This is a genomic window from Deinococcus misasensis DSM 22328 (genome assembly GCF_000745915.1).
GTDB classification, from domain to species: Bacteria; Deinococcota; Deinococci; order Deinococcales; family Deinococcaceae; genus Deinococcus_C; species Deinococcus_C misasensis.
Genome location: NZ_JQKG01000003.1, coordinates 14,626 through 32,886 on the forward strand (window position 1 = coordinate 14,626; position 18,261 = coordinate 32,886).

General features: G+C 55.4%; 14 protein-coding genes. 8 read left to right on the forward strand and 6 right to left on the reverse strand.

The annotated features are described in order from the left end of the window. Positions 1–292 precede the first annotated feature (292 nt). Positions 293–460, reverse strand: coding sequence for a hypothetical protein (locus tag Q371_RS26790; RefSeq protein ID WP_157442486.1), 168 nt, complete (start codon positions 458–460; stop codon positions 293–295). A gap of 211 nt (positions 461–671) precedes the next feature. Here Q371_RS26790 and Q371_RS03270 point away from each other — a divergent pair, with 211 nt between their 5' ends. Beyond that, on the forward strand, positions 672–1,109 hold the full coding sequence (locus tag Q371_RS03270; protein ID WP_034336087.1) for a response regulator: 438 nt from the start codon (positions 672–674) through the stop codon (positions 1,107–1,109). A 27-nt stretch (positions 1,110–1,136) separates the two neighbouring features. Here Q371_RS03270 and Q371_RS25210 read toward each other — a convergent pair whose 3' ends face one another. Then, complete coding sequence (locus tag Q371_RS25210; RefSeq protein WP_084571205.1) at positions 1,137–2,627, reverse strand: ATP-binding response regulator; 1,491 nt, start codon at positions 2,625–2,627, stop codon at positions 1,137–1,139. Between the two features lie 159 nt (positions 2,628–2,786). On the opposite strand from Q371_RS25210, the gene Q371_RS03280 reads away from it, so the two are divergent. Next, entirely contained in the window at positions 2,787–3,281 is a 495-nt protein-coding gene (locus Q371_RS03280) for a hypothetical protein (protein WP_034336090.1), read from the forward strand. Between the two features lie 52 nt (positions 3,282–3,333). Further along, on the forward strand, positions 3,334–4,881 hold the full coding sequence (locus Q371_RS03285) for a Na/Pi cotransporter family protein (protein ID WP_034336092.1): 1,548 nt from the start codon (positions 3,334–3,336) through the stop codon (positions 4,879–4,881). Positions 4,882–4,971: 90 nt separating this feature from the next. Here Q371_RS03285 and Q371_RS03290 read toward each other — a convergent pair whose 3' ends face one another. The 3 genes from Q371_RS03290 to Q371_RS03300 all read right to left on the reverse strand — a co-directional run bounded on the left by Q371_RS03290 (position 4,972) and on the right by Q371_RS03300 (position 9,450). Further along, entirely contained in the window at positions 4,972–6,489 is a 1,518-nt protein-coding gene (locus Q371_RS03290) for a sugar ABC transporter ATP-binding protein (RefSeq protein WP_034336095.1), read from the reverse strand. Positions 6,490–6,753: 264 nt separating this feature from the next. After that, positions 6,754–7,758, reverse strand: a complete 1,005-nt coding sequence (locus Q371_RS03295; RefSeq protein WP_034336097.1) for a LacI family DNA-binding transcriptional regulator — start codon at positions 7,756–7,758, stop codon at positions 6,754–6,756. Between the two features lie 102 nt (positions 7,759–7,860). After that, complete coding sequence (locus tag Q371_RS03300) at positions 7,861–9,450, reverse strand: sugar ABC transporter ATP-binding protein (protein ID WP_084571222.1); 1,590 nt, start codon at positions 9,448–9,450, stop codon at positions 7,861–7,863. A gap of 623 nt (positions 9,451–10,073) precedes the next feature. Between Q371_RS03300 and Q371_RS03305 the strand changes: the two genes are divergently transcribed. The 5 genes from Q371_RS03305 (at position 10,074) to Q371_RS03325 (ending at position 15,111) form a co-directional block, all read left to right on the forward strand. Continuing rightward, positions 10,074–11,045 carry a sugar ABC transporter substrate-binding protein gene (locus tag Q371_RS03305; RefSeq protein WP_034336100.1) on the forward strand — a complete coding sequence of 324 codons (972 nt, stop codon included), beginning with the start codon at positions 10,074–10,076 and terminating at the stop codon, positions 11,043–11,045. Between the two features lie 102 nt (positions 11,046–11,147). Beyond that, on the forward strand, positions 11,148–12,092 hold the full coding sequence (locus Q371_RS03310) for an ABC transporter permease (protein ID WP_034336501.1): 945 nt from the start codon (positions 11,148–11,150) through the stop codon (positions 12,090–12,092). 5 nt (positions 12,093–12,097) lie between these two features. Next, on the forward strand, positions 12,098–12,541 hold the full coding sequence (locus Q371_RS03315) for an RbsD/FucU family protein (RefSeq protein WP_034336104.1): 444 nt from the start codon (positions 12,098–12,100) through the stop codon (positions 12,539–12,541). Positions 12,542–12,621: 80 nt separating this feature from the next. After that, positions 12,622–13,824 carry an ROK family transcriptional regulator gene (locus Q371_RS03320; protein WP_034336106.1) on the forward strand — a complete coding sequence of 401 codons (1,203 nt, stop codon included), beginning with the start codon at positions 12,622–12,624 and terminating at the stop codon, positions 13,822–13,824. Between the two features lie 198 nt (positions 13,825–14,022). Continuing rightward, positions 14,023–15,111, forward strand: a complete 1,089-nt coding sequence (locus Q371_RS03325) for an acyl-ACP desaturase (RefSeq protein ID WP_034336108.1) — start codon at positions 14,023–14,025, stop codon at positions 15,109–15,111. Positions 15,112–15,176: 65 nt separating this feature from the next. On the opposite strand, the gene Q371_RS03330 is transcribed toward Q371_RS03325, so the two are convergent. After that, positions 15,177–18,104: a WD40 repeat domain-containing protein gene (locus Q371_RS03330; protein ID WP_157442487.1), complete on the reverse strand. Its 2,928-nt coding sequence runs from the start codon at positions 18,102–18,104 to the stop codon at positions 15,177–15,179. Between the last annotated feature and the right edge of the window lie 157 nt (positions 18,105–18,261).

The window sequence follows — 18,261 nt, forward strand, 5'->3', positions numbered from 1 at the left end:
GTGCTGGCTTCAGTTGCAATTCAGTTTGTTCATGAAATGCTGTGCTTTCTGAAGGGATCTCAAAACACAGGACAATCTGAAGACCGAATTGTAACAAAAGCAACAATGTGACAGGTGCAGGTGTTTCACATGAAACATCTTTTTCCATCCAGAGGTTGTTTCCTCTGTCACCTGTAGGAATTGGAGTGAGTTTCGAGGAGGATGCTTGAAGGAAGCCTGCCCTGTTTGGTCTCTGGCAAGGGTAAGCGCAAAATTGCTGTCAGGCCATGCCAACACCAAGAGCCATCAGCCGTCAGCGATCAGCCGTCAGCAATAAGGACAGTTTTCTGGCTGCCTGTTGAACGGAAAGTCTGAGTGGCTTTCCGTTTGTGGCTTTTTGTTTTGCTGTTTGCAAAAGCCTTTTGGTGAGCTTTTTGCTGAAAGCTGAGGGCTGATCGCTGAACGCTTTTTCAAGTGACATGCCAAAAGTCAGACTTTGCGCTGACCCTGGGTCTCTGGCAAGGTCGCTGAATCCAAAACAGAAAATGCTGCTACACTTTTTGGAGTGTTGCAAAGCAACAGGCAAAGGCTGGAGGTTGTCTTCTTCAGGGGAAATCCCTTTTGATCACAGGCAATTGCGATGGGACCTAGATGTTCGTACTCTGGAAACAACAATTTGGGAGAGAAGAGAAATGCGAAAAGTGGTGCTGCTGGTTGAAGACAACGAAGACGATGAAATCCTCACCCTCAGGGCGTTCAGAAAAAGCCGACTGGCCAACGAGGTGGTGGTGGTGCGCGATGGTGAAGAAGCCCTCGACTACCTCCATGCCCGAGGTGAGCACCAGAACCGCAACCCCGAAGAAGTGCCAGACCTGATTTTGCTGGACCTCAAACTGCCCAAAGTGGGTGGCCTGGAAGTCCTTGAGGACATCCGCAAAAACCCAATCACCATGCACATTCCCGTGGTGGTGCTGACCAGCAGCAAACACGAAGAAGACCTGTTGGCCAGTTATGCACTTGGGGCCAACAGTTACGTGCGCAAACCTGTGGATTTTGAACGCTTCATGGAAGCCACCCTGCAACTCGGGATGTACTGGTTGGTGCTCAACGAGACCCCTCCCAAGCAGTGATTTTCCATCTGGTTGCTCCAGAACAGCTCAATCTTTAAAGTCCACAGGCGGATGGGAAGGCAACATCACAGTCACGGTGGTTCCCTTGCCAATGGTGCTGTCCAGATGGATCACCCCGTGGTGTTGCTCCACAATCCACTGGGCAATGGACAGCCCGAGGCCGGTTCCGCCGGGATCCCCGGTGCTCTGGCGCGAAGGATCGGAGCGGAAGAACCGCTCAAACACCCGTTTCAGGTCTGCTTCACTGATCCCGATGCCGGAATCCTGCACCACCCAATGCACCCCGTCAGGGGTGTTTTTCAGTCCAAGGGTGATGGTTCCACCAGAGGGGGTGTATTTCACCGCATTGTCCAGCAGGATCAGGAGCAGTTGTTTGAGGCGGTCATGGTCGCCCAGCACCCATGCAGGCTCGACGCTTTGCAACTGGAAACGGTGGGATTTGCGGCTGCGCACAAAATCCTGCCAGCTGTCCAGCAGCAAAGTGTGAAGCTCGACCGGCTCCTCCTGCACGATGGCTCCACTGTCTCCACGGGCAAGGGTCAGCATGTCGTTCACCAGACGTCCGAGGCGGTTGGCTTCGCGTTGCACATCGGAGATGATGTCCTGACGGTCTGCCTCAGGGATGCTCTGGTGGCGCACCAGAATGTCGAGGTTGCCCTGAATGGTGGTGAGGGGGTTGCGCAGTTCGTGGGCGGCATCTGCCACAAAGCGTTTCTGGGTGGCATGCAGGTGTGAAAGGCGTTTCTCTGCGTGCTTGCGTTCGCTGATGTCTTCCAGCGACAGGCCCACCCATTGCACCCTTCCCTGATCAAAAGCGGCCGGGTAAATCTGCACTTTCCAGAACATGTTGCGGGTTTCCAGCTCGGCTTTGATGCTTTTCTGGGTTTCCACCACCTGCTTGCCCAGTTGGCACAGACCCTGCATCAGGTCGTTTGAAAGGTCATGCAAACTCAGGTGGGCCGATTGCACATCGGGATACCCCGTGGCAGCAATGAACACCTGATTGGCCTGCCTGACGGTCAAGTCCCGATCCAGCAGGGCCATTCCAATCGGGGACTGCTGGATCAGGGACTCCAATTGCCTGCGGGTCAGGTGCAGTTCTTTCTGCAGACGGTGCTTGTCGGTGGCATTCTGAATGGTTTTCTGCAGGGTTTGCACCGACAGGTTGCCTTTGACCAGATAATCCAGAGCCCCGGCTTTCATGGCTTTCACAGCAGAGTTCTCATCGCCACTGCCGGTCAGGATGATCACCGCAGGCGGTTTGTGGTGCTCTGGAAAAGCATTGAGGAAGTCCAGTCCGGTCATGTCGGGCAAATCCAGATCCAGAAACACCAATTCGGGTGCCGGATCGTTTGAAAAGGCCTGCAAGCCTTCCTTCCCATAAGACACAGAGGTGATGTGCAATTCAGAGGGGCTCCAGCGTTTGAGGTGTCGTTTCAGGATGTCGGTGTCGGTGGGACTGTCCTCAACGATCAAGATGCGGGTGGGATGGGATTCATTTGAGGACATTGAGGACATGCAATCAACCTGCTTTCAAGTGTTCACAGTGTAGCAAATCTGATTTTGGGTTCTGTTGTTTCTCTTGCAGTGCCATTCAAAGAACCATTGGGATTTTTCTGAGTCATTTATCATTTTTGTTTTCATGGAAAGTGGGTTTCTGGCTGGTATGGTGTTCCCATGCGACCCCTCGTGCCTGTTGTTGTGCTGCTCTCTGGTTGTGCTCCGGTTTTCGTGAATGCCCCGGTCAAAAACGTCCAGAGCGAACCCGAAAAACACACCTACCAGACGTACGTGCTCAATGGGCAAGGCAAAGGGACCTTCACCTCTGCCGACTACCGGATGGTCTTGGTGGTCCGGGATCAGGATTTGCAGGTGAGGGGTGTCTTTTACAACCTCTCGGGGAGCAACAATTACGATGTCTCGGGTTTTGCGATCCAGTCCAGAGAGGCTCTGGATTTCAATTTGACCCTGTCTCAGGGAGCAGGTGCAGGCACCTCTTTTCAGAGCAAAGCGCAGGTGCTGGGCAAAGAATACAAACTTTTTGGGGCGGGATGGAGCGCTGGCACCGAGGTCAAAGCGCACTTGACCGGAACCCTGCAAAAAGGTGTTTTTGAGGGCAAACTCAAGGTGATCCTCAGCAACTACTCGGTGCGGATGCTGCAAGAACAATGAGAACCGCTGAACGCTTACAGAACCTCCATCCAGAAAACCGTACCATCAGACCATGTTTTTGTTGTTGACTGGACTGGCATTGTTTTTGTTTGGGGTCTCTCTGGCAGGCAACAGTTTGCAAGCCCTGCTGGGAAAAGGCATGCGCCGTGCGTTGGCCAGAGTGACCCGTTCCACATTTGGGGCTGCTCTGGTGGGAACCGGGGTGACCGCAGTGGCCCAATCAGGCACCATGATCACCTTGCTGACCGTTGAATTTGTCAATGCAGGCATTCTGAAACTCCGTCAGGCGCTGGTGGTGGCCCTTGCTGCTGGCATTGGAGGGACCCTCACGGTGCAGTTGCTGGCCCTGAACCTCGACAACATCCAGTACCCCCTGATTGCTGCCAGTTTGCTTTTCAGCAGCAAACGCTTTCTGGGTGGACACGTCGGGCAGGCCCTGTTGGGATTTGGGTTGCTTTTTCTGGGTCTGGATTTGTTGATGGATTCTCTGGAACCCCTCAAAAACAACCCTCTGGCCCGTCAGATCATTGACCTGCTGGCAGACCATCCCCTGACGCTCACCCTGTTTGGGGTGTTTCTGGCTGCGGTGTTGCTCCAGAGCAGCAATGCCACCGCCACGCTGGGTCTGGCTTTCCTGAGTGGGGGTCTGATCACCGAAATCCAGAGCCTTGCCCTGATTGTGGGTGCCAACATCGGAACCACCGTTTCTGCAGTGACGGCCAGCCTGAAAAGCAATGTGGACTCCAAAAGGGCGGCCATCGGGCATTTCGTTTTGAAAGTCCTGATTGGGGCTCTGGTGGTGGTTTTTGCTGTGCAGGTCACCGGTTGGATCAAGCTGCTCTCTGAAAATCCGGTGCGGTTTGTGGCCAATGCCCACACCCTGTTCAATGTGGCAGTGCTGTTGCTGGTGGTTCCCTTCCTCACCCCGATTGTGCGGGCTCTGGAGCACTTCATTCCCACCCCGCCCGATCCCCACGCCCCCAAATACCTGACAGGAAAGACCGACACCCGCACCCCAGAACTGGTGTATGGCATGGCTTACCGTGAAGTGGTCCACATCGCTGAACGTGTGGAGGACCTGTATGGAACGGCGATCATGCGTTTGCAAGGCAAGGACACCTTCGAAATGGTGGAAGCCGGAGAAAAACACATTGACCGTCTGGTGAACACCGTGGTGATCACCCTCGGGAAACTGACCCCCCGTTATGACGATGAAAAACTTTCCGCGTTGTTGCTGGCGGTCAATGAACTGGAGGCCATTGCAGACCTTTGCAAACGTCTGGTGCGCCAACCCCGCAAACTGGAGAAACATGGACGCAAATTCTCCACCGAAGGGGAAAAAGAACTGCTGGAAAGCGCCAGCGAACTGCAAGAGCACATCACGGTGTGTGTGACTTCTCTGGGGCAACGCAAAAACCTTGTGCAGGATGAAAACGCCTTCGAAGATAAACTCATTGAGCAGCGCCTTTCCCACTTGCACCGGCTTTCCGAGAAAAGCGAATCCAGAGAATCCAGCAGCATCCACCTGGACATCATGACGGTGCTGGAACAGATCCACTCGGGGTTCAATCGGGTGGCCCGGCTTTCCGAAGAGGTCTGAGGTCTAAGCCTTCTGCTTTTGTTTTCCATGTTGGGTACCACAACGAAAAGCCCTCCCTCTTTTCAAAGGGAGAGCTTTTGGATACGGATTTCAGATCGCAGCGGCCACTGTTTCGGCACCTGTGGCCAGTCGCATGATGCTGTCCTGCTCGATTTGTGCCCCGACCACCTCACCGGCAATTTCACGTTCTCGCATGACGATGACCCGGTCTGAGAGGCCCATCACCTCGGGAAGTTCGCTGGAGATGCAGATCACGGCCACGCCCTGAGCGGCCAATTCACCGATCAAGCGGTAAATTTCGCTCTTGGCACCCACGTCTACGCCTCTGGTGGGCTCATCCAGAATCAGCACTTTGGGTTTGATTTCCAGCCAGCGGGCCAGCAGGAGTTTTTGCTGGTTGCCCCCCGAGAGGTCCACCGCCAGATCGCTGGAATTTTTGACCTTGAGGTTCATGTTGCTGATGGCATCGCGGGTCAGTTTTTCCAGTGCAGCGTGGTTCAGGAGGCCCAGACGGCTGTTCTGGTGCATCACATTCATGCTGATGTTTTCCAGAGCCGACATCTGCAAGAACAACCCCTGTGCTTTGCGGTCCTCTGGCAGGTAGCCGATTCCGGCCTGAATGGCGTCTTGTGGAGAACGGATGCGCAGCTTTTTGCCTTGCAGGTAAATCTCTCCAGAGGATTTGGGATCGGCCCCGAAGATCAGGCGGGCCAGTTCGGTGCGTCCGGCCCCCACCACGCCAGCCAGCCCGAGGATTTCTCCGGCTTTGACTTCAAAGGAGCAGGGTTTCAGCACCCCTTTGGCCGAAAGGTTCTCGACTTTCATGACCACCTCGCCATGCTGGTGTTGCTTTTGGCGGGTGTAGAAGTCGGTGATGTCGCGGCCCACCATCATGCGCACAATGCGGTCTGGGTCGATTTCGCTGCGCATCAGGGTTCCCACGTAAGTTCCGTCGCGGATCACGCTGACCCGGTCTGCAAGGGCGTACACCTCGGGCATGCGGTGGGAGATGTAAATGATGGCGATGCCTTCGGATTTGAGCTGGCGGATCAGGGCAAACAGTTTTTCGGTTTCCCGGTCGCTGAGTGCAGCGGTGGGTTCGTCCATGATCAGCACTTTGCTCTTGTGGATGAGGGCACGTGCAATTTCCACCAGTTGTTGCTCTGCAATGGACAGTTCACTGGCCGGCGTGTCCGGGGTGAACCTGGCCCCGAGCTTGTCCAGCACCTTCTGGGTTTCCTGATGCATGCGGCGGAAATCCACAAAACCAAGGCTGTTGGTGGGCTGTGAACCCATGAACACATTCTCGGCGACATTCAGGTGAATCCCGATGCTGAGCTCCTGATAAATCAGGTTGATGCCTTCTTTGCGGGCCTGCACCGGGTTTTTGATGTGGGTGACTTTGCCTTCCACTTTGATGCTGCCCGAGTCGCTCTGGTACACCCCTGCAAGGATTTTCATGAGGGTGGATTTTCCGGCACCGTTCTCGCCCATCAGGGCCAGCACTTCACCGGGATAGGCCTGCAACTGAACCCCTTTCAGGGCGTAGAAGTTGCCGAAGCGTTTGGAGATGTCTTGCATGTCCAGCATGGGTTCAGGGTGTGTCATGGGGTCCTCGGGGAACAGGGGGGCTCTGTTGCGGTGAACCGATCACGGCAACACAGAGGCAGGATTGTGGGAATGTTTCGCCATGGGTCAACGACACCACAGCACAGGGTGGCAGCAGTTTGCTTTGAGGCCATTCTGACACAAGCTCTGCAAGATAGCAACAACTTGCAGCAAACTTGCTGCAAGCCCAAATTGCAGAGGCAAGCAAAACAAAACCCCTGCTCTGGACCCAGAGCAGAGGAGAAATGGTTGGAAAAGCTGGGTTCAGCGCGGTCTGGCGGTTGATCCACGCACAATCAGGTGGGTGGGCAAACGGATGTTCAGAGGGGGAAGCACAAATTCCCTCTGGACGTTCTGCATCAAGATGCCGCATGCCACCCTTCCCATCTCAAAAGGCGACTGGGCGACCACCGTCAGGGGAGGCTGCATCACTTTGGCCCAAGGTGGATCATCAAAGCCCACCAGAGACACGTCCTGCGCGACTTGCAACCCCAGTGAGCGCAAGGCGGTCAGGGTGCCGATCATCATGTCTGCGTTGCTGACAAAAAGTGCGGTGGGACGGTCTTGAGGAGGCAAAGACATCAATTTGCGGGTCACTTCCTCTGCGCCAGATTCCAGCCCGTAACCATAGTCGACCCAGCGGGGATCGCGCACCAGACCGGCCAGAGCCATCGCCTGGTTGTAGCCTTCCAGCCGCTCGCGGGTGCTGGACACCTCGGGGTGTCCTCCGATGAAGCCGATGCGTTTGTGGCCCAACTGGATCAAGTGGTCGGTGGCCAGCACCGTGCCACGCACGTTTTCCGCAAGGACCTGACCCACTCCGGCGTATCCTGAAGCGCAGTCCAGTTCCACGGTGGGCAGGTCATCCAGTTCTTTCAGACGGGAAGCTGTACCCCGAGTGGGCACGATCAGGAGTCCCTGAATTTTTTGTTGCAAAGCCAGTTTCAGGTAACGGTCTTCTTTGATCTCGTCTTCTTCGGTGTTGTACAGCAGCACATTGCAGCCGTGCTGGTCGGCAACCGCCTGCACCCCTTTGGCCAGCGTTGCAAAAAAAGGGTTTTCCAGATCGGTGACCAGCAGGGCAATCGAGGTGGATGCCTGCTGTCTGGCCTGTCTGGCTTGCTGAATGGCCTGATAGCCAAGCTGGTGGGCAATCGCAAGGATGCGGTCTCGGGTTTCCTGAGACACCATGTCCGGACGGCTCAGCGCTCTGGACACTGTACTGGGGGACACCCCGGCTTCTCTTGCCACATCTTCAATCGTTGCCATAGCCTGTTCCTTCAGATTCTACCCGATCTTTGCGGGATCTTGCCTGCATGGGCAGTGCAAATTGCGTTCCTTTTGCAGGAACGCCACAAGGCAAAAGGAGGCTCACAGGGGATGCCGTTTCTTCCAGTCCTCGGGGGTGAATTTGACCAGTCCGGTGGCAAATTCCATGATGTGCTCCTGACTGATCACCTCGCCACGCAAAGGATCGATTTCCCCCATCAGTTCCCCGTCACGCAGCACCAGCACGCGGTCTGCAATGCGGGCCACCTCTGCCAACTCGGAGGTGATGAACAGGATGCTCACCCCTTGCTGGGCCAGAGCGGAGAGGGTGCGGTACAGTTCGGCTCTGGCGGCCACATCGATGCCAGAGGTGGGCTCATCCAGAATCAGCACCTTGGGTTTGAGGGCCAGATAGCGTGCCAGCAGCAGTTTTTGCTGGTTGCCACCGGACAGACTGGAGGCCGGTTGCCGAACGCTGGAAAGCCGCAAATTCATCTGGCTGAGGGCGTCTTTCACCTCTTTGCCAATGCCGGGTGTGTTCAGAAAACCCAGTCTGGAATGCTTTTCCAGCACCCCGGCAGAGATGTTTTCAGCGACAGTCATGTTGGAGAACAGGCCGTGGTTCACCCGATCTTCCGGAGCGTACACAATGCCTGCCTGCACGGCGTCTCTGGGAGAACGGAGGCTTAAAAGGGCCTCCTCCAACCAGAGTTTTCCCTGTTTGATGGGGGAAATTCCGGCCAGAAGACGTGCCAGTTCGGTGCGCCCAGAGCCCACCAGTCCAGTCAGGGCCACAATCTCTCCGGCCCGCAACACCATCGAAAGGGGCTTGATTTTCTGGCCGTCTGTCACGCCACGCAGTTCCAACACGGTTTTGCGGTGGATGGGCAGAGAAGCGGGTTTCTGAAATTCATTGAGGGCCTGCCCGAGCATCATGTTGATCAGGCGCTCAGCGTTGATGCTGGCCCGTCTGGGATCCATGCTGGACGTGTTTTCTTGGGGTCTGCGGTGTTGCAGGGTACCCACCAGTTGACCGTTCCTGAGCACACTGATGCGGTCTGCGAGGGTGTAAACCTCCGCCATGCGGTGGGTGATGTACACGATGCCGATGCCCTGTTCGCGCAACTTGTGGATGGTTTCGAAGAGTCTCTGGGTTTCGTGTTCACTGAGGGCTGCGGTGGGCTCGTCCAGCACCAGCACGCGGGGCTTGAAAGCCAGAGCCCGGGCAATTTCCACCAGTTGGCCTTCTGCTCTGGAGAGGGTTTCCACCACCGTGTCCGGTCCAAAGCTGGCCCCGAGTTGTTGCAAGACCCCTCTGGTGATGCGCCGCATCTCTTCACGGCTGAGCAGGCCAAAGCGGGTTTTTTCTGCGCCCATGAAGATGTTTTCGTAGACCCGCATCTGCTCGGCAAGGTTGGGTTCCTGATAGATCAGGTGAACGCCCATGCTGCGTGCAGCAGAAGGGTTTTTCATGTGGACAGGTTTGCCATCCATGAAAATCTGGCCTTCGGTGGGCTGGTAGGCCCCCACCAGCACTTTCATGAGGGTGGATTTTCCGGCACCGTTTTCGCCCATCAGGGCCAGCACTTCACCGGGGTACAGGCACAGGTGAACTTGTTGCAGAGCCGTGACCCCGGAAAATTGTTTGCTGATCGCACGCATTTCAAGGAGCGGCGGCGGGTTTGTGGACATGTGTTCTCCCAGGGCAGACAGACCCATTTGTTCAGGTTCAGGCGGTTTGCCCTGATTGTACCCGATGAATGCAAAGTGCAGAAACCATTTGCATTTGGTGGCCCTTGCTGCCCGAGTGGCCCATTGGGTCAGGCCTTCCAGAGGTTATTCGAAAAGTGTTCATGAAGTGTTTTTGTTGTGTGAAGGCGAGATCAGGCCCAGTAACAGAATCTGAATCTTTGTGCCCTAACCTGTGTCAGGAAGCCAGAGGACTTTCAGCACTGGGCTTTCAACAGGCAGGGCAAACGCCCCGCAGAAAGGATTGAACTTGCTACAAATTGATCGAAAGCAGAAAGGTCAATCAGGTCTTGCAGGCTTTGCAAGCTTGTGCAAAAGGATGAAAATGCTGTCTGCAAGCCCAAGTCTGCAAAATTTAGGAGACGTTTGCTGCAAACTTGCAGCAATTTGCAGAGCAAGAGAATCATCAATGTCATTGATTTATTGCAGGCCATCATGTACAGTCCATGTCAGGACCCCACAACCGCAAGCGACCTCACACCCAAACAGCGCTTTATCCCTGCAAGCCACCCCTGTGGTTTGAGCGTTCCCTGCTGTGTTGTGCGGCCATTCCCGGAGGAAAGACCATGAACCTGAAACGTGCCCTGACCCTGACCCTGCTCTGCTCTGTGAGCTCTGCTTTCGCCGCCAGCCAGCCCATCATCGGCCTGATCACCAAAACCGAGACCAACCCCTTCTTCGTGAAAATGAAAGAAGGCGCACAGAAGGAAGCCAAAGCCAGAGGGGCCAAACTGCTCACCGCAGCAGGCAAAGCCGACGGGGACAACGCAGGTCAGGTGACCGCTCTGGAAAACATGGTCGCTGCCGGAGCCAAAACCATCCTCATCACCCCCAGTGATGCCAAAGCCATCCTGCCCGCCATTGAAAAAGCCCGCAAACAAGGCGTGATGGTGATCGCTCTGGACAGCCCCACCGATCCTCAGGACGGCGTGGACGCCCTGTTCGCCACCGACAACTACAAAGCTGGACAACTGATCGGCCAGTACGCCAAAGCCGCTTTCGGCAACAAAGCTGTGAAGATCGCCACCCTTGACCTGTTCCCCGGTCACCCCGTGGGCATTGCCCGTCACGATGGCTTCCTGGACGGCTTCGGCATCACCGACAAAGCAGACAAGCGCATCGTGTGCATGCAGGACTCCTACGGGGATCAGGCCAAAGGTCAGACCGCCATGGAAAACTGCCTCCAGAAAGACCCCGAGATCAACCTCGTTTACACCATCAACGAACCTGCTGCTGCCGGAGCTTACCAGGCCCTCAAAGCCATTGGCCGTGAAAAAGACGTGATGATCGTCTCCATCGACGGTGGATGCACCGGCGTGAAAAACGTGCAGGCGGGCATCATCGCTGCCACCGCCCAGCAGTACCCCCTGAAGATGGCCTCTCTGGGCGTGCAAGCTGGCGTGAACTACGCCAAGACTGGCAAAAAAGTCTCCGGTTACACCGACACCGGCGTCACCCTGATCACCGACAAGAAAATGAAAGGTGTGACCAGCAAAGACACCAAGTTCGGCCTTGCCAACTGCTGGGGCACCAAGTAAACCCATTCTCGCTGGAGGGGGGCAACCCCCTCCAGAGAAAGGCCGAATGCCATGACTGTACAAAATCCCGCCTCCAAAGGGCAGAATGAGGGGCTCAACCTCATGAAACGCATCAAAAGCATGAACCTGCTCGGGCCGATTGTGGCCCTTTTGCTGGCTTGCATCTTCTTCTCTACACAGTCTGACCGCTTCCTCAGTGGTCAGAACTTTTCGTTGATCCTCCAGCAGGTGATGGTGGTGGGCGTGATGGCCATCGGCCAGACGCTGGTGATCCTCACCGCCGGGATTGACCTGTCCTGCGGCATGGTGATGGCGCTCGGCACCATCGTGATGACCAAGTTTGCTGTGGAACTCGGGGTTCCCCCCGTGCTGGCCATCATGTGCGGGATGTTCGTGTCCACGGCATTCGGCATGCTCAACGGCTTTCTGGTCACCCGCATCAAACTGCCCCCTTTCATTGTGACTCTGGGCACCTACAACATCGCTTTTGCCATCACCCAGATTTACTCCAACTCCCAGACCGTGACCGGACTGCCTGCTGCCCTGACCTTCTTTGGCAACACCTTCAACATTGGCGGCACCGTGATCACTTACGGCACCGTTCTGATGGTCGTGATGTACGTCCTGATCTGGATTTTCCTGACCGAAACCGCCCCCGGACGCCAGATTTACGCCGTCGGCAACAACCCCGAGGCTGCCCGTCTGACCGGCATCCCCACCAACCGTGTGCTGCTGATGGTCTACACCTTCGCTGGTTTCCTGTACAGCATCGCTGGTTTGCTGCTGGTGTCCCGGACAGGTGTGGGCGATCCCAATGCAGGACAGACCGACAACCTTGACACCATCACTGCGGTGGTGCTGGGTGGAACGAGCCTCTTCGGCGGACGTGGTCTGATCTTCGGCACCCTGCTTGGGGCTTTGATCGTTGGTGTGTTCAGAAACGGCCTGACCCTGACCGGAGTGCCCTCGGTGTACCAGATCCTGATCACTGGTGTGCTGGTGATTCTGGCTGTGGCAGCAGACCAACTCACCCGCAAGAAAGGCTGAGGGGCATGCTCAAGGGCATCGACCCCCTGCTTTCCCCCGAGCTCCTCAAGATCCTGTGCGAGATGGGCCACGGCGATGAAGTTTTTGTGGTGGATGCCAACTTCACCGCCACCACCCTTGCCAGAGGGCGTCCCATCCTGCGGCTGGATGGGGTGTCCCTCACCCGCGCCTGCGAAGCGGTGCTTTCGGTGTTCCCTCTGGATGAAGCGGTCACCCAACCGGTCAGCTTCATGAAAGTTTGCAACACCCCTGAGGGCCACTTGAATGAGGTGCAGCAAGAAGTTCACGAAGTGCTGTTCAAAGAGGGCGTGACGCAAATGCAAATTGAGCCTGTGGAGCGCTTCGACTTTTACGACCGCACCCAGCATGCCTACGCCTTTGTGGTGACTGGAGAACTGCGCACCTATGCCAACTTCCGGTTCAAAAAAGGCGTGGTTGTTCCCAACTGACTTTCCCTTCCCACCCTGAGAAAAACAGCTTTGGGCTGTTTTTTTCTTTTTCTCCTTTCCAGTACACTGGGGACACGTCCATGTCCAGCACTCCTTCTTCTTCCGAGACCTCCAGAGCCCACCGGGGCAGCAACCATGAAGGCATGCGGGCCTTCAATGAACGCACTTTGCTGCACACCATCCGCCTGCATCCCGGCCTCTCCAAAGCCGACCTTGCCCGTCTGACCCGCCTGAGCACCCAGACGGTCTCCGGGATGGTGGATGTGCTGTTTCAGGAAGGTCTGCTTCTCAAAGGCGAACCCGTCAAAGGCAGGGTGGGTCAGCCTTCTGTGCCCCTCACCCTGAATCCAGAGGGGGCGTTTTCCATTGGGGTGCACCTTGGGCGTGAACAACTGGAGGTGTACATGGTGGATTTTGCAGGTCAGGTGCGCCACCAGTTCCGCCTGATGTACACCCATCCTGATCCGGCTCTGGTTTTTCCGGTGATCGAAGGGCAGGTGCAGGAATGCAAAAGGATGCTTTCACCTGAGCAGCAAACCCGCCTTTCGGGCATTGGACTGGCTGCACCCCTCAATCTGGCAGACTGGGAGGAGTTCTGGACCGCCACAAGTGGCAACCGTCAGGTCTGGAACGACATCCAGTTGCGAGAACACCTGCAAAGCCTCACGGGTTTGCCGACCACCTTCCTGAGAGACACGGCTGCGGCATGTATTGCTGAACTGATGTTTGGCGCAGAGAAGACCGCCACAGATTTCCTGTACATTTACCTCGGGACTTTCATTGGGGGAGCACTGGTCCTCAAAGGGGAACTCAGGTCCGGTTTGACGGGAAGGGCCGGGTCTGTGGGTTCTTTCCCCGTTCAGCATGAGGGGAAAACCCAGCAACTCTTGGATGTGGCTTCACTCTGGCCTCTGGAAGATGTTTTCAAGAAAGCTGGGCTGGACCCACTGGCCGTTTACGATGAAAGGGCTCTGGAGCCTCCGTTCCAGCCTTACACTGAACAGTGGGTACAGGATGCTGTGAGGCACCTGTCTACGCTGACCCTTGCCTCGGCAGCGTTGCTGGATTTGCAAGGACTGGTCCTGGACGGAGAATGCAGCCCTCAACTCATCGAAAGGGTGCAGGTTCGTTTGCAAGCATGGCTGCAAGAACAGGACACCGAAGGGCTTCACATGCCTGTGCTCAGCCGGGGGACTCTGGGCAGCAAAGCCAGAGCACTCGGAGCGGCCATGTTGCCGTTGTACCAGAACTTTTCACCTCTGGATGAACTGTTTCTCAAATGAGCCCTGATGCCCAATTCAGCCTTAGACAACTTTTACCCAGCTCATGGTCTATACGACTACACTGGATTCATCGGTGCAATCCAGAGGATGACCTCTCTTGGATGAAGCAGAGATGAAATCTGTCATCCTTGTCGCTGTACCGTGTGTGCTGGAATGCTGCAATGGCAGAACCATGTTGCAGTGCTGTAGAGGAGATTCATGACCATCATTACCCCACCCAACATCCTGTCCACCGTTTCACGCACTCCGGCAGGCCTGTTGTCCAACCGAGAAAAAGACACCCTGATTGAACGTGCCTTCACTGGACTGTACCGCTGGTACACCGCCCGCAGTCAGGAAACCCGCAATTGGAACGCCGACAAAAGCTTTGATTGGCGCAATCTCAATCAGGACCTCCCCAAAGAAGTCGTGACTGTGGTGCAGGGCTTCTTTGCTGTAGAACAATACGCCCCGGATTACACCAGCAACCTGTTGAATCTGGTGCGTGCCTCCCACGGACGCAGCCACTTCCAGATGCGCTGGGGCAGCGAAGAAGAAAAACACGCCGATGCCTGGGAAAACGCTGTGCTGTTTTCCAGAAAACGTACCCCCGACTGGATCCGCGAGTACAAAGAACGCCTGAAAAGCGTGCAATGGGAATTGCCATTTCCAGACGCCATCCACAACCTTGTGTACACGGTGTTTCAGGAACGGGCCACCCAGCTCAATTACCTGAACCTGATGAAAATCGCGCAGGGCAAGAGCGACAAGCCCCACCTGCAAGGCTTTCAGGATCCCGTGCTGGCCAAAGTGGCCCAGACCATCGCCATTGATGAGGCCGCCCACTACAACTTCTTCCTCGAAGGGGTTCGCCTTTACCTGTACTACTACCCCCAGAGAACGCTGGAAGCCATCCGCAACGTGATCGGCCAGTTCAGCATGCCTGCGGTGAATCTGGTGCCCGATTGGGACCACTTCTTTGAAACGGTCTACCGCGCCGGAATTTACGGACCCCGTGACTTTTCCAGAGACGTGATGCAGGTGGCTTTCCGCAACCTCGGGATCGAAAGCCGCAAGAAACTGGAAGAGGGCATCAAACTGACCCGCGAAGTGCCCACCTTCGATGGAGACGACAAGGTGCCCACCATCATCTGGGACACTTTCGATTACGGCTCCATCTCTGGCGATGTGAAACGCCTGCATGCCAAAATCCAGCAATACGAGCGCGAAGTGGGCCTCTCCGAACTGGACCCCACCGAGTTTGTGCTGAACCTTGAAGTTCCCGGCGAAGCCGACAGAACCGAGTAAGCACAAGATTCATTTCACAGACAGAAAAAAGCCCGGAGGAATCCCTCCGGGCTTTTTGGGTTGCATCACTCGATCACAAAAGTCTTGATGTTCTCGTGCTCGGTGTGGATGGCCACGTAAAGTTTGCCTTCTTTGACCACCGAATCGATGTCCAGAGGTTGATTCTGGCTCTGGTGGATCACCTGCAACTCTTCACCGTTTTGCAGGTCAAAGATGCTGGTGGTGTAACGGTTGGTGGATGGGTTCAAGGAAACCACCACCACTTTTTGGTTTCCTGTGGGGTGTGCCCGGATGGGCACTGCATTCTGGGTGAGCTTGTAGGTCAATTGCAATGCTGTGCGCTGTGCTGTGGCCGGATCCAGTTTGAACAGGTAACCTTCCTGGACATACACAGCCTGCCCATTTGCCACTTTCAAAGCTTGAGAGATGGAATTGTTTTCCAGCAATTTTTCTTCGCCTGTTGCCACATTGAGGAGCATGAACTTGTCTTCGGTCCAGTACACCAGACGGTTTTGATCCAGCCAGCCTGTGAAAGAAAGCATCATTGGGGCTGTGCGTTCACGCTTCAACTGTCCGGTGGTGGTGTCAAAGACTTTGAGGCTGCTTCCATCGCTGGACTGCACCATCAAGAAGGTGCCTTGCGGAGCCAACCGGATGGACAGACCAAGAGCATTTTCATCGGCAGGCAGAATGTTGGTGAACTTTTGGGTCGACCATTGCAGTGCTTCTACAGAACCATCGGAGAACTGGAACGCCAGAGTGTCTTTGCCATTGTGGTGAATGCTGTTGGCAACTTTGCCCTGAGGGTGCAGGTTGCCCAGATTCAAGTAGGCATTCAATTGTCCTGTGGTGCCTGCAAAAACGTGCATCTGGCGGTTGCCGTAATGCATCACATCTCCAGAGGCATTGAACCCCATGGTGTTGAGACCTTGGCAGTACCAGGTGCCTTGCGTGTTCAGCACGTTCAGATTCAGGTCCAGCAACAGGTTGTCGGTGCCCTGACAAAGGCTGCCTCCTGACATCAAAGCAAATTGACCCAGTTTGGGATGGGCCACCACCCGAGGTATGGTGCCACCTTGATCGAAAAAGAAGGTCTTGCGGTTGGATTGACCTGTTGCAGGATTCCATCGGACCATCTGCTGGTCTTTCGAAAACAGCAGCACTTGACCGTTCAGATCGGTCTGCAAGGTCAGGGCAGCAACTGCGAAATCCAGAGGGGTGGTTTTGACCTCTCCAGAGGTGGCATTCACCGAGTACAGCGTGCTGTTTTTGGCAGATGGAGAGGTCACCACCTGTACCTGTGAACCGTCTCTGGACCATGCAAGCTGAACTGTGTTGTAAGGGTTTGCTTCCACATTGACTTTGCGCAGCACTTCGAGGGAATCTGTGGTGTAAAACACCACCTGTCCTGTGGCGGGTTGGCTGTCGGTGGCACGGGTGTAAGTCCAGCCTGCAAAGGTTTTGCCATCTGGGCTGAAAGTGGTGTTGGTCAGTCCAGGCAGCAGTTTGACGGTTTGTCCCTTGAGGTCATAGATGTGGGTGTGTTCGGCCAGAGTGTTCGAGAATCCAGAGAGGGCAATCCAATTCTTGCTGGGGTGGGTGGCAAGTTGGGCCAGAGGGTCTCCAATCTCGATGTTCCAAGTGGCGGTGGCCTGATTGGCAACCACATCCCACACCAGCATTTTGCTGTTGGAGGTCAGCACCAGGGTCTGGTCGTTCAACCAGTTGACTTTCTTGAGGACGTTCGCATTGGGCTTTACACGCCCCACGTTTTTGAAAGTTTCATCCAGCAACAGCACATCTGTGCCTGACACCAGAGCAAAACGGGTGCCCGCAGGGTTCCAGGCACCATCCTCTGCCCGTTCCGTCAAATTTTTGGTCCAGAGGTTTTTCACCATTCCCTCGGGTTGGCATTCCACGCTGATGGGCAAGTCCACCGAAGGAAATTTGGGATCGTTGGTGCTCAGGCGCAAGGTGGCGCTCTGGTTGGAGGGGGTGGCCGGGCACTGCACCGATACGTTCACCGTTCGGGTGCTGTTTGGGGCCAGAGTGAAGGCAGGTGAATCCTGAGTGACGGCTGTGCTGGATTGCACGGTGGTCAAAGTGGCATCCAACCCTGCATTTCCACTCTGGATGGTGAGGGTGCCCACAGCTTTGGTGTTCACTTTGGCCTGCAAGTTCAGAGAAGGGGTGTAAAAGCTCAGGGTGCCCGGAACCACGGGTTTTTGTGCAGTGGTTTTGACAGCTGCGGCAGACACCAGAGGCACAGGTGTTGGGGTGTAGCTCTGGGTTTTGTTGCGGGAATCCAGATTGCTGGCCAGCACAGTGACATAATAGGTGCCGCCTTCATTCAGGGTTTGGTTGATGTTGGTGGTCCAAGTGGTGGTGGTCAGCACACCCGAGTCCAGCAATTGACCATTCAGGGGATTGTCGTCCTGATCAATCAGCACCCGGTAATGTTTGGCCCCGGTCACCGCAGACCACTTCACGTCCAGCTTTCCGGTTTCCAATTTGACCGACTGCACCATGGGAGCAGGGAGTTGTTTGCTGGCATCAAAAGTGGCTTCCAGTTTCAGGGTCTGGCTTTGGTGGGAAAGCTCGAATTGCAGCTTCTGGCCCTGTTTCAAACCCGTGGCTGAAAATACCCCGCTGGTCCAGAGTTCACCAGGCAGCAATTTGAGGGTGCTGTTGTTGCCTTTGAAGGTCAAAGTGGCATCATTGACCACGGGTTTGCCTTTGACCGTGAAATTCAGAAAAGCGGTGAAAGCGTTGTTGCTGACGGCCTCGGGTTGCACGGTGTGTCCTGCTGAAGATTGCACAATGCTCTGAAAATAAGCGGCAGGCAAACCTGCATTTTGAATGGTGTTCAGATTTAAGGTGCCCACCTGCAACTCAGCAGTCCAGCCCTCTGGGGATTGTGGTGCAGCTGGAGTGGAATTGCAGGCCATCAGGAGCAAGGAACCGGTGATTGTTAAAGCATAGATAGATTTCACCCGAGGATTATATAGAGCAATTGTGGGATTTGTCATGAGTCAAAAGGCCAGAGTGCAAAACAAATCACCAAAAAACAAATAAGAAAGGGTTCATCTGTAAGGGCACTGTTTCGGCTTGTTCGACGAACCTCACAGATGCAGGGGTTGGCATTCAGAG

Excerpts from the sequence above, each read along its gene's own strand:
- Q371_RS03325 (WP_034336108.1), top strand. The coding sequence starts at position 14,023 with ATGACCATCATTACCCCACCCAACATCCTGTCCACCGTTTCACGCACT.
- Q371_RS03305 (WP_034336100.1), top strand. The coding sequence starts at position 10,074 with ATGAACCTGAAACGTGCCCTGACCCTGACCCTGCTCTGCTCTGTGAGC.
- Q371_RS25210 (WP_084571205.1), bottom strand. The coding sequence starts at position 2,627 with ATGTCCTCAATGTCCTCAAATGAATCCCATCCCACCCGCATCTTGATC.
- Q371_RS26790 (WP_157442486.1), bottom strand. The coding sequence starts at position 460 with ATGTCACTTGAAAAAGCGTTCAGCGATCAGCCCTCAGCTTTCAGCAAA.
- Q371_RS03300 (WP_084571222.1), bottom strand. The coding sequence starts at position 9,450 with ATGTCCACAAACCCGCCGCCGCTCCTTGAAATGCGTGCGATCAGCAAA.
- Q371_RS03315 (WP_034336104.1), top strand. The coding sequence starts at position 12,098 with ATGCTCAAGGGCATCGACCCCCTGCTTTCCCCCGAGCTCCTCAAGATC.
- Q371_RS03295 (WP_034336097.1), bottom strand. The coding sequence starts at position 7,758 with ATGGCAACGATTGAAGATGTGGCAAGAGAAGCCGGGGTGTCCCCCAGT.
- Q371_RS03310 (WP_034336501.1), top strand. The coding sequence starts at position 11,148 with ATGAAACGCATCAAAAGCATGAACCTGCTCGGGCCGATTGTGGCCCTT.
- Q371_RS03270 (WP_034336087.1), top strand. The coding sequence starts at position 672 with ATGCGAAAAGTGGTGCTGCTGGTTGAAGACAACGAAGACGATGAAATC.
- Q371_RS03285 (WP_034336092.1), top strand. The coding sequence starts at position 3,334 with ATGTTTTTGTTGTTGACTGGACTGGCATTGTTTTTGTTTGGGGTCTCT.
- Q371_RS03320 (WP_034336106.1), top strand. The coding sequence starts at position 12,622 with ATGTCCAGCACTCCTTCTTCTTCCGAGACCTCCAGAGCCCACCGGGGC.
- Q371_RS03290 (WP_034336095.1), bottom strand. The coding sequence starts at position 6,489 with ATGACACACCCTGAACCCATGCTGGACATGCAAGACATCTCCAAACGC.
- Q371_RS03280 (WP_034336090.1), top strand. The coding sequence starts at position 2,787 with ATGCGACCCCTCGTGCCTGTTGTTGTGCTGCTCTCTGGTTGTGCTCCG.